The sequence below is a fragment of the Aestuariivirga sp. genome, assembly GCF_041738905.1.
GTDB lineage: Bacteria > Pseudomonadota > Alphaproteobacteria > Rhizobiales > Aestuariivirgaceae > Aestuariivirga.
Genome location: NZ_JBGSOZ010000199.1, coordinates 1 through 9,600, shown reverse-complemented (window position 1 = coordinate 9,600; position 9,600 = coordinate 1). Strand labels below are relative to the sequence as shown.

Below are 9,600 nucleotides of genomic sequence, written 5' to 3'. Positions count from 1 at the left end.
GATCGAGATAGCCATAAACTAGGGTCTGTGCTCACACAAACGCCAGATTTGAACTGACGACCTTCAGGTTATGAGGCCCATCCAGACGCCCGGAATAAACACGTGATTTCAGGACTTTAGGAGACTTTGCAAGTCGCAACGTCGGCGTCGTGTCGCACGGAACAGCCGCAAACCGTCGGGAAGAAACGGCATCACTTCTTCTGGGTCCGCGTCCCCGCAACGGCCGCCGCATGCAAGCTACCTGCTGTCTTTATCCTCACCATCGTCAATCTCGAAGTCCTCGGTGTCCTCATCTTCGACCTCTACGCCATAGGTCAGATTTTCGAGCGTCGATGCCTCCAACAGTTCGCGACGTTCCTTGAAGTTCGTGACGTCCTCGTAATGCGAGACTAGCTCGTCCAGCACAGTAATCTTTTTCCTGTCGGACCGGAGAGCTGCCAGATATTCGCCCTCGAGAGCAGGATCGAACGGTAGAGGCTTGATAAGATCGCGGATCAACTGTGCGTTCGGACCGCAGGCTTCGCGAGAGAGAAAATAGGCCATGAGTTCGGCCTGCAGGATGTCCTCGTCCTCGAAATCGAATTTCTTACTCAGGAAAATCTTCGAAGCTTTCGACCGGTAGTCGATCTCATAGGTGTAGATATTAAGCCGTCTGGCTTCATTCTCGACGATTTGGTGAACCGGGTTCACAATTTTCGAGACTACTTTGCCCATGAATTTACGGTACTTGCGCTCGTTCGGCGTGACCGTCAGAAAACCACTAACGTCAATCTTAACATCGAGGTGTGTTTCAAGGAATTTGACGAGTTCTTTGCGCTCTTGGGCTGGTGCATACACAGAATTGATGCTGTAGCGACCATAGCGCTGGGACTTATAGAACCGGCCCAGCAGGGCGATAAACTCGTTTTCCCGCACCGGATATGTGAGGTTGTGCTTAGCTCTCAAGCGTAGGACCAGCTCCTGGTGCGTATGAGTGATAAGGCTTTTTTCAAAGGCTTCCTGGTCAGCGGCGGTATCGTGCTCGGTCAAAATGATCGCAATCTTCAACAGGCGCTCGATGCCGACGGCGACCGAGTACAAGAACTCAAAGGAGTCCTCCTCAGCGGCGAAATGCTCCATCTCGTGGAAGGCCTGTAGCCCGTTGAACAGAAACCGCCCGGCAATATCGAGTTCAGTTCCGAGGTTGAAATTCTTCCAGTATTCGTCGGGCCGCAATTGGGTCTTCCTTCTTCCGCTGTAGATTGGGAAGCAGCACAAGCTGCGGCGTCAGCGATTCCAGCCCCTCGACAATCCTTTTACCAGTATCACTTCGACAAGCCTACCCATGGTCTCAATCCTCACATGTCGATGCAGGCGGCGATCTCGATCGATCCACCATTCTTCAGGATTGGGCAGCCACTGGCCTTCTTGTGCGCATCTTCAAGGCTCGACGCCTCAATGAGGCTGTAACCGCTCGCCGGATTGGCGCCGCCGCCACTTGTCAACGCACCATCTGGCTTCACCGTGCTGGACTTGCCCACCGGATTGCCACCATCGATGACCGCCGATCCCAGTGACCCAAACCACGCGCCCCAGGCATCATGGATGGCCTTGATCACCGCCGGATCGGTCGGAACAGGTCCCGTCGCACCGTGATAGACGAAGAGGTATTTGGTAATGTGTAGCTCCCTTGTTCGCGCCAACATCCGGCGTATGATTCTGAATATCTTCTGAGGAAGACGCAAACCATGGCGAAATTCGTGCTTTTCTCATGAGCAATCCTGTGAAACATTCACATTCATGGTCACCACAACCAGCTTGCATATCCTCCGCCACAGCCTTGACCAGCTCGCGAGCTTCGGGGGCATCCCCCAGGTTTATGTCACTCTTGCGCCGCATGCCGACGAGGCTGCAAAGGCCCTGCGCGATGCCGTACTTGCGGAAATTCCCGGTTTTTCCGCCTCTGCCAATCCACAAGTTCTTCCGGGCCTCGCGAGCCACGGGCGCGAGCATGTTGACGAGATCTGCCGCCTCATCGCGGAAGGATCGCTCGGCGATTTCGGTTTCGTGCGCGATCACGCGAGGCAGAGGGCGGAGCAGCGCTTTCCGCTGGAGGCATCGCTTCACGCCTACCGCTGCGGCCATCGCGTACTCTCGCAATGGCTGCGCAATGCAGTCATAGCCACGCTCACCTCAGGCGTTGAGCAGGCGGTGGCGGCAGTTGCCGACTTTGCCATCGAATAAGTGCCGCGTCTGGACGGCGGGTGAACTGTATGATTGCAACGCCGTAAGCCTTGCTGTTTACTGAAGGAATGGCCGGACACGAAAGCAGTTCTGGCTGATAACAAATCAAGATGGGAGAACGACATGGACAGTGTGAATTTGCCGAAAGCCTCCCGGCGCTCGTTTTTGAAGAAGGGAGCCGCCGCTGGAAGCTTTGTGGCGGCCAGTACGCTCGCGGCCCCGGCCGTGCTTGGGCAGGCCCCGATCGTGATGAAGATGCAGACGTCATGGCCGGCGTCCGACATCTGGATGGACTTCGCCCGCCAGTATGTGGAGCGGGTAGAGGCCATGTCGGGCGGCCGCCTCAAGGTGGACCTCCTGCCCGCGGGTGCCGTAGTTGGCGCATTCCAAGTTCTCGATGCCTGCAATGACGGCGTGCTGGATGCGGCCCACTCCGTGCCTGTCTATTGGTATGGCAAGTCGAAGGCCGCGTCGCTATTCGGCACCGGTCCGGTGTTCGGCGGGTCGGCCACCACCATGCTGGCGTGGTTCAACGCCGGTGGCGGCGCCGAATTTTACCGCGAACTGACCCAGGATATTCTGGGCCTCAACGTCGTCGGATTCCTCGGCTTCCCGATGTTTGCCCAGCCCTTCGGCTGGTTCAAGAAGGAAGTCAACACGGTCGCCGACATCCAGGGCTTCAAGTATCGCACAGTTGGCCTTGCGGCTGACCTGATGCAGGCGATGGGTATGTCGGTGGCTCAGCTTCCGGGTGGCGAAATCGTGCCAGCCATGGAGCGCGGCGTTATCGATGCCTTCGAGTTCAACAACCCGTCCTCCGACAGCCGCTTCGGCGCGCAGGACGTGGCCAAGAACTACTATCTGTCGTCCTACCACCAGGCCTCGGAGTCCTTTGAATTCCTTTTCAACAAGGATTTCTTCAACGACCTGCCGCCGGATCTGCAGGCGATCCTGCGCCACAGTGTTGAAGCGGCCTCGACGGCGAACACGGCATCTGCCATGGACAATTACTCGGCGGATTTGTTGAAGCTGGAGAAAGATTCGGGCGTTTCCGTGCGCCGCACGTCTTCGGAAATCCTCGATGCTCAGATCAAGGCATGGGACAAGCTCATTGGCGAGTTGGAGGCCGACGCCTTCATGAAGAAGGTTCTCGACAGCCAGCGCGCCTGGGTCGAGCGCGTGACTTACTACGAGCTGATGAACTCTCCTGACTACGCCTTGGCCTACAACCACTACTTCCCGGGCAAGCTGAAGCTCTAGACTATCGATAGAGTTGGACTGAAATCTGCTCCGGCCACGAATAGCGCGGCCGGAGCAGTTCACGCAACGGGGAGGGTGCGGGATGCTGGGATTCATCACTTTTGCCGACAAGCTGTCGGCTGCATTCGGCAAGGCCTTCGCCTGGCTGATCGTGCTGATGACATTCGGTGTCAGCTATGAAGTTCTGGTGCGTTACGTGTTCAACGCGCCGACGCCGTGGTCGCTGGACGTATCCTTCATCATGTATGGCACGATGTTCATGATGGGCGGCGCCTATACGCTTTCGCGCAACGGACATGTCCGTGGTGACTTTCTCTACCGGCTATGGAAGGCACGCACACAAGCCAAGGTCGATCTGGTTCTCTATATCCTGTTCTTCTTTCCCGGCGTCACGGCGCTGATCCTTTCCGGCTGGAAGTATTCGTCGCGTTCATGGGGTTACACCGAAGTCAGCGTGAACAGCCCTGCGGGGATTCCGATCTTCCAGTTCAAGACCGTCATTGTCGCGGCCGGCCTGCTGCTGTTCATCCAGGGCATTGCGCAGGTGTTCCGCTGCATCCTCTGCATTCGCGAAGGCTATTGGCGGACTGCGGCAGAGGATGTGCAGGAAACCGAAGTCCTCCTGATGAACAAGACAGGGGGCGAGATCAGTGGCAATTAATTTCATTCTCCATTCGGCACTCCCGGGAGCACTGCGGTGACCGATCCCCAAATCGCATTGATGATGCTGGGCCTGTTCATCACGCTGGTGTTCCTGGGTTTTCCCATCGCCTACACGCTCATGGCGATGGGCATCGGCTTTGGTTACTACGCCTATTACGACGGCGCCCGCATGTGGCGGTCCTTCAACCGCCTCGGCGAGGATGCCGGATGGTGGGACCAGTCCAGCCTTTGGGTCGAGGGCCTGTTCAACAACCGCATCTTCGACCTCTTCATCAACCAGACCTACACGGTCATGTCCAATGACGTGCTGACGGCGATTCCGCTGTTCCTGTTCATGGGCTACATCGTTGAGCGCGCCAATATCGTCGACCGACTGTTCACCACGCTGAACATTGCCTCGCGCAACATCCCGGGCTCCATGGGTGTCGCGGCCCTCATCACATGCGCGCTCTTCGCTACGGCAACCGGCATTGTCGGCGCCGTCGTGACGCTGATGGGCCTCCTGGCGCTGCCGGCCATGCTCAAGGCCCGTTATGACCGCAGCTTTGCAGCAGGCATCATCTGCGCAGGCGGCACGCTTGGCATCCTCATTCCGCCGTCGATCATGCTGATCGTCTATGCGGCTGCTTCCGGCGTGTCGATCGTCAGGCTCTATGCCGGCGCGATGCTGCCGGGCCTCTTGCTGGTGGGGCTCTATCTCACCTATGTCGTCGGCCGATCCATCTTGCAGCCGCATATTGCACCGAAGCCAACCAAGGAAGAAGTGCCCGACGTTCCGTTCGGCCAGGTTTTCGTGATGCTGCTGACCTCGTTCTTCCCGCTGGCGGTTCTCATTCTCGCGGTGCTGGGATCGATCCTGTTCGGCCTCGCCACACCGTCGGAGGCGGCGGCCATCGGCGCGCTTGGCGGCATGGTCCTGGCGGTCGGCTATCGTGCCATGACGTTCCAGCGCCTACGGGAATCCGTCTACCTGACGGTCCGGACCACGGCCATGGTGTGCTGGCTGTTTGTCGGATCCTATACCTTCTCGTCGGTGTTTTCCTACCTCGGCGGCGAACAGGTGATTTCCGAATTCGTGACGTCGCTCGATCTCACGCCCCTGCAGTTCCTGTTGCTGGCGCAGTTGATCATCTTCGTTCTCGGCTGGCCGCTGGAGTGGTCGGAGATCATCATCATCTTCGTTCAGATCTTCCTGCCGATCCTGCCGCTTTTCGGAATTGATCCGCTGTTCTTCGGCATTCTGGTCGCGCTGAACCTGCAGACCTCGTTCCTTACGCCACCGATGGCGATGTCAGCTTATTATCTCAAAGGCATCGCGCCACCGGGCGTCGAACTGACGGAGATATTCCGAGGCATCATGCCGTTCGTGTTCATGGTCTTCATTTCCATGTTCATGGTCTATGCCTTCCCGCAGATCGTGTTCTACCTGCCTGAAACCTTCTATGGCAAATGACGCTGCCCTCATCGGCGCCAGCGCCGTGGAATTGCGGGACCGGATCGCCAGCGGTGTGTTGCGCGCCGTGGAACTGGCGCAGGCCCTGGTCTCCAGGATCAATGCTTGCGAAGACACGGTTCAGGCATGGGAATGGTTCGACGCCGACTTGGTGATGAAGCAGGCGCGCGAGCGCGACGCCTACCGGGCATCCGGCCGGCCCATCGGGCCGCTTCATGGCTTGCCTGTGGCGCTGAAGGATGTGATCGACACAACAGGCATTCCGACCGCCAACGGCACGGTTCTGGACGCCGGCCGGATGCCAACGCGCGATGCGGCGGTGGTCGAGCGCCTCAAGGCAGCGGGCGCCATCATCATGGGAAAGACTGTCACGGCGGAACTGGCCTTCATGGCGCCCGGCAAGACGCGAAATCCCAGCAACCCAAACCACACGCCGGGCGGTTCGTCGTCAGGCTCCGCGGCAGCCGTTGCTGCGGGCATGGTGCCACTGGCCGTCGGCACACAGACCGGCGGGTCGGTGATCCGGCCGGCGGCTTTCTGCGGAGTCGTGGGTTTCAAGCCGAGCTTCGGCACCATCCCGCGCACCGGCATTTTGGCCGAAGCGCCAAGCCTCGACACCATAGGAGTTTTCGCCCACTCCGTTGCAGACGCGTCATTGCTGGCGGAAACCCTGTTCGGCTGGGACGCTCTGGACAAGGCGACGGCACCGGTGCCTTTCCCGGCTCTTTTGAAGACCGCTTTGCAGAAGCCCCCTGTAAAACCGGTCTTCGCGTTTGTCCGGACTCCGTTCTGGGACCGGGCCGACGAGGATAACCGGTTGGCGCTCGAGGAACTCGCCGAACGTTTGGGCGAGCAATGCTTCGAGGCCGAATTGCCACCCGCCTTCACCGATGCCCCTGTGATCCGTGAACGGATTCACTTCGCTGAAATGGCCAAGTGCTATTATCCTTATGTGCGCCGGGGCGAGAATCAGCTGTCGGACATCCTGCGGGCCGCCATCGGGAAGGGCAACGCCATCCAGGCGCGCGACTACATCGCAGCACTTGATTGGCCGGATGTGCTCTACGCAGGACTGGGAGAAATCTTCGACCGCTGCGACGCGATCCTGACGCCCGCCTCATTCGGTTCGGCCCCGGCGACGCTGGCATCGACCGGCGATCCGCTGTTCAATGGCACATGGACCATGTGCGGAACCCCTGCCGTCACCATTCCGGCGTTTGTTTCGGATAACGGCCTTCCGATGGGAGTTCAACTTGTCGGCAGGCGCGGCGATGACGGGCGACTTCTGCGCAATGCACGCTGGCTTGCGGAATTCATCGAGACTGCCGAGTGAGGAGAATGCACCAATGATCACCGATCGAATCTTGGCTGCCTTCGCCATGCTCACCCTGTTCGGCTTCCTCGGCATACTGGTGTGGTTCGTGCCGCGTCTCGACCTGGGCATTGTCGTACTGATTACACTGGCGATGACCTTCTACGATTTGTTCTTCCATCGGCGCAGGCTGTGATCCACCCCAATTGAAATCGTCCGGCTTGAAGCGTTTCTTATTCCGAAGTAGAGCGCTGCTGAGGTGGGTAGTGCCATTGCCGCTATTGGGGGGGGGCCGGCTAATACCAGCGGCATGAAGTCTAGCGATCCTTCTTGTAATGCGTGCTCTGGAAAGTTGTCTGTGGGAAAGAGCCTCAATGCGGTCGGCAATCCACCCTATCCTTTCCCTGGAGCAGGCAAGGCCGTGATAGAGCGATAGCGACGTACGGGCCCAACCGAGATAGAGACCTGCACTCAAAATCGCCACAACAGCATCAGCACTGACACTTCGACCGCTGCTTGCGCTCCTTTTTCTAGCCAACCACAGCGTGCGTGTCACCATTGCTGACTTCAATAGATACATGGACGCTGCACACCGAGTTCATGACCATGCTTCCGGGGCGACGTACAAGCACGAGCATAAACAAAATCAGCGCACGGCATTTTGAGCGGGAAAAATCAATGTGGTTCCCGTTGCCACTCAGCAGCGTGTCCGGCTTTGACATGCTACTGAGGGGCTTGAGTTTGGAACCGATCGGTGTTGGGCTGCGCCTACGGTCCTTCGTGGTGAGTTTGACTTTGAGAGACCGGGATTGATGGTGTAACTGGAATGCATGTGTCGAGAAGGAGCGATGATGCAAGTTGGGCTTCGAACGATGTCGCTGACGGCGGCCATGTTGCTAGGCATGGCGTCCAGCGCGCCACCAACAATGGCAAATGTCGACATCAACATCGATATTGGTACCTTGCTCGGCATCGGCGGCCGAGTGAATTGCACCCAGGGGCGCCGGATCGTCGAGCGCAAGGGATTCTCATCTGTCCGGCCGCGAGACTGCGCGGGAGAAATCTACGTCTATACTGGCAGGAAGCGGGGATACACCTACTGGGTCGAAGTGCGCCGTCGGGACGGGCGCGTGATCGCAACGGAAAGAAACCGGATCAGGCGTGACCGATAGCACCAGTGATGTTGTCAGCCAGCGACAGTCTGTAGATATGGACAAGCTCGGCGTTCCCGGCCGACGTTCTACCGCTGGTATGATCGGTATCAATCCGGCGGCCCCGCGGCCTTGGAGGATCATCGGCCGCACCCTGGCCGGATCTGGAACCGCATCCCGGACGACATCCGCAACAGGGTCGTGAAGCTGGCCTTGGATGAGCCAACCTTGTCACCCCGGGAGCTAGCCGTGCGTTTCACCGACACGGAAAAGTATTTTGTGTCAGAGGCTTCGACCTATCGCATCCTCAAGGCCCATGACCTGATCACCAGCCCGGCCTTCATCGTCGTCAAGGCGGCCGTCGGTCGCCATCCGGGTGGGTGTTCGGCGGCAACCACAGAGCTGCCGCGCAGCCATCTGCCACGCTGAGGACTGCCTCATTGTCAAATGCCGCCCTGCCGAAGAGCTTCAAGACGATCCTCATCGGAAATGGCGGCAGTGTTGCCATCGGCCAGTGCATAGGTCGCCATGGCTCAACCCTCGACAAAGCGGAGAGCGATGCCGATAGCGAACAGGAAGCATCCTGCTTCTTCGGCATTCTCATGGATCACTGGAACCGCATCAACCGCGTCTTCCAGAGTGACGATATCTACATGCCCATCCTCCTCGAAGATGAGCACGGTGCCTCCCGCGGCAATGACTGGGCCAAGGGGTTCCTCAGGGGAACACAACTTCGCCACGCGGAATGGACGGCGGTCGCCGGCAGCGAGGAACATGGCGGCCCTTTCGTCTGTAACTGATGCCCCATGCTGCCAGCACGCCGATGACCGTTTCGACAAAGCGCAGAAACGCGTAGGAATGGGGTTCGGCGGCATGCTCGAGCAGCACGATGCCGCTGATGTATCCCGCGACCTTCACGCCCTCCCCCGCCTTGAGAAACTGGGCCAGCAGCATGGCGACCAGAATGCCGATGCCTACGCCCGTGACACCAGAAGGCACAACTTGGGCCATGGCCGCGCCGCAACTTGCCCCGATCACCGTCGCCCAGATGCGGCGCAAGCCCAGTTGCCGGCTGGTGGCCGGTTGCAGATCGGTGACGATCACGGCGGCGATGAAGGCGTAGAGTGGAAATGGCAGTTGCAGCGCCTGTGCGATCACCGGGAAACCACGATGCGCACCAATCCGCTTCTTCTGAAACTGCAATAGCGGTTGAGGGCGACCACTCCGGCGGCGCTGTCGCTGGTGATCGCCTGTGTTCAGGCCGTGAGGCGCACAGGGCCTCTCAATCTGCTCAATTAGCGCATTGGGCGAGCAAGTGGAATCACTTGCGAAACGGAAAATGCGCCAGATTGAAAGCTCTCGAGCAACCTTTCGATGGTCGCCCGACCGCCGGTTGCTCTACGCCAGCAGCTTCCGCACCGAGTCCTTCCAGCCGGCATACTTCGCTTCGCGTTCAGCCGCCTTCATTTTTGGTGCGAAGCGCACGTCGCGCTTCCAGGTCTTGGCGAACTCCCGAGGCGAAGGCAGCAAGCCCGCCT

General features: G+C 58.9%; 11 protein-coding genes and 1 pseudogene. 9 read left to right on the top strand and 3 right to left on the bottom strand.

Annotation, left to right across the window (positions count from 1 at the left end; all coding sequences use genetic code 11):
• Window positions 1–237: 237 nt before the first annotated feature.
• Complete coding sequence (locus ACEW8Q_RS19260; RefSeq protein ID WP_373505683.1) at window positions 238–1,215, bottom strand: hypothetical protein; 978 nt, start codon at window positions 1,213–1,215, stop codon at window positions 238–240.
• A gap of 122 nt (window positions 1,216–1,337) precedes the next feature.
• Entirely contained in the window at window positions 1,338–1,685 is a 348-nt protein-coding gene (locus tag ACEW8Q_RS19255) for a hypothetical protein (protein WP_373505682.1), read from the bottom strand.
• 94 nt (window positions 1,686–1,779) lie between these two features.
• Here ACEW8Q_RS19255 and ACEW8Q_RS19250 point away from each other — a divergent pair, with 94 nt between their 5' ends.
• The 9 genes and pseudogenes from ACEW8Q_RS19250 to ACEW8Q_RS19210 all read left to right on the top strand — a co-directional run bounded on the left by ACEW8Q_RS19250 (window position 1,780) and on the right by ACEW8Q_RS19210 (window position 8,862).
• Complete coding sequence (locus ACEW8Q_RS19250) at window positions 1,780–2,223, top strand: hypothetical protein (protein WP_373505681.1); 444 nt, start codon at window positions 1,780–1,782, stop codon at window positions 2,221–2,223.
• Window positions 2,224–2,346: 123 nt separating this feature from the next.
• Window positions 2,347–3,483 carry a TRAP transporter substrate-binding protein gene (locus ACEW8Q_RS19245; RefSeq protein WP_373505680.1) on the top strand — a complete coding sequence of 379 codons (1,137 nt, stop codon included), beginning with the start codon at window positions 2,347–2,349 and terminating at the stop codon, window positions 3,481–3,483.
• A gap of 82 nt (window positions 3,484–3,565) precedes the next feature.
• On the top strand, window positions 3,566–4,144 hold the full coding sequence (locus tag ACEW8Q_RS19240; protein WP_373505679.1) for a TRAP transporter small permease subunit: 579 nt from the start codon (window positions 3,566–3,568) through the stop codon (window positions 4,142–4,144).
• A gap of 36 nt (window positions 4,145–4,180) precedes the next feature.
• Window positions 4,181–5,599: a TRAP transporter large permease subunit gene (locus ACEW8Q_RS19235; protein WP_373505678.1), complete on the top strand. Its 1,419-nt coding sequence runs from the start codon at window positions 4,181–4,183 to the stop codon at window positions 5,597–5,599.
• Window positions 5,589–6,932 carry an amidase gene (locus ACEW8Q_RS19230; protein WP_373505677.1) on the top strand — a complete coding sequence of 448 codons (1,344 nt, stop codon included), beginning with the start codon at window positions 5,589–5,591 and terminating at the stop codon, window positions 6,930–6,932. Before ACEW8Q_RS19235 ends, ACEW8Q_RS19230 begins: the two co-directional genes overlap by 11 nt.
• 13 nt (window positions 6,933–6,945) lie before the next feature.
• Window positions 6,946–7,107, top strand: coding sequence for a hypothetical protein (locus tag ACEW8Q_RS19225; protein WP_373505676.1), 162 nt, complete (start codon window positions 6,946–6,948; stop codon window positions 7,105–7,107).
• 676 nt (window positions 7,108–7,783) lie between these two features.
• Window positions 7,784–8,083 carry a hypothetical protein gene (locus tag ACEW8Q_RS19220; RefSeq protein WP_373505675.1) on the top strand — a complete coding sequence of 100 codons (300 nt, stop codon included), beginning with the start codon at window positions 7,784–7,786 and terminating at the stop codon, window positions 8,081–8,083.
• A gap of 37 nt (window positions 8,084–8,120) precedes the next feature.
• A pseudogene (locus ACEW8Q_RS19215) lies at window positions 8,121–8,422 on the top strand (helix-turn-helix domain-containing protein); the annotation flags it as partial.
• Window positions 8,423–8,664: 242 nt separating this feature from the next.
• Window positions 8,665–8,862 carry a UPF0149 family protein gene (locus ACEW8Q_RS19210; protein WP_373505722.1) on the top strand — a complete coding sequence of 66 codons (198 nt, stop codon included), beginning with the start codon at window positions 8,665–8,667 and terminating at the stop codon, window positions 8,860–8,862.
• Here the strand turns inward: ACEW8Q_RS19210 and ACEW8Q_RS19205 are convergent.
• The gene (locus tag ACEW8Q_RS19205) at window positions 8,780–9,265 is read right to left on the bottom strand and encodes an aromatic acid exporter family protein (protein WP_373505674.1); all 486 of its coding nucleotides are present in this window, start codon (window positions 9,263–9,265) and stop codon (window positions 8,780–8,782) included. The two genes, ACEW8Q_RS19210 and ACEW8Q_RS19205, sit on opposite strands and share 83 nt — an antisense overlap.
• Window positions 9,266–9,600: the final 335 nt, after the last annotated feature.

What these genes read in the sequence shown, in the direction of transcription:
- ACEW8Q_RS19255 (WP_373505682.1), bottom strand. Translation starts at nt 1,685, where the DNA reads ATGTTGGCGCGAACAAGGGAGCTACACATTACCAAATACCTCTTCGTC.
- ACEW8Q_RS19250 (WP_373505681.1), top strand. Translation starts at nt 1,780, where the DNA reads ATGGTCACCACAACCAGCTTGCATATCCTCCGCCACAGCCTTGACCAG.
- ACEW8Q_RS19245 (WP_373505680.1), top strand. Translation starts at nt 2,347, where the DNA reads ATGGACAGTGTGAATTTGCCGAAAGCCTCCCGGCGCTCGTTTTTGAAG.
- ACEW8Q_RS19240 (WP_373505679.1), top strand. Translation starts at nt 3,566, where the DNA reads ATGCTGGGATTCATCACTTTTGCCGACAAGCTGTCGGCTGCATTCGGC.
- ACEW8Q_RS19230 (WP_373505677.1), top strand. Translation starts at nt 5,589, where the DNA reads ATGGCAAATGACGCTGCCCTCATCGGCGCCAGCGCCGTGGAATTGCGG.
- ACEW8Q_RS19225 (WP_373505676.1), top strand. Translation starts at nt 6,946, where the DNA reads ATGATCACCGATCGAATCTTGGCTGCCTTCGCCATGCTCACCCTGTTC.
- ACEW8Q_RS19220 (WP_373505675.1), top strand. Translation starts at nt 7,784, where the DNA reads ATGTCGCTGACGGCGGCCATGTTGCTAGGCATGGCGTCCAGCGCGCCA.
- ACEW8Q_RS19210 (WP_373505722.1), top strand. Translation starts at nt 8,665, where the DNA reads ATGGATCACTGGAACCGCATCAACCGCGTCTTCCAGAGTGACGATATC.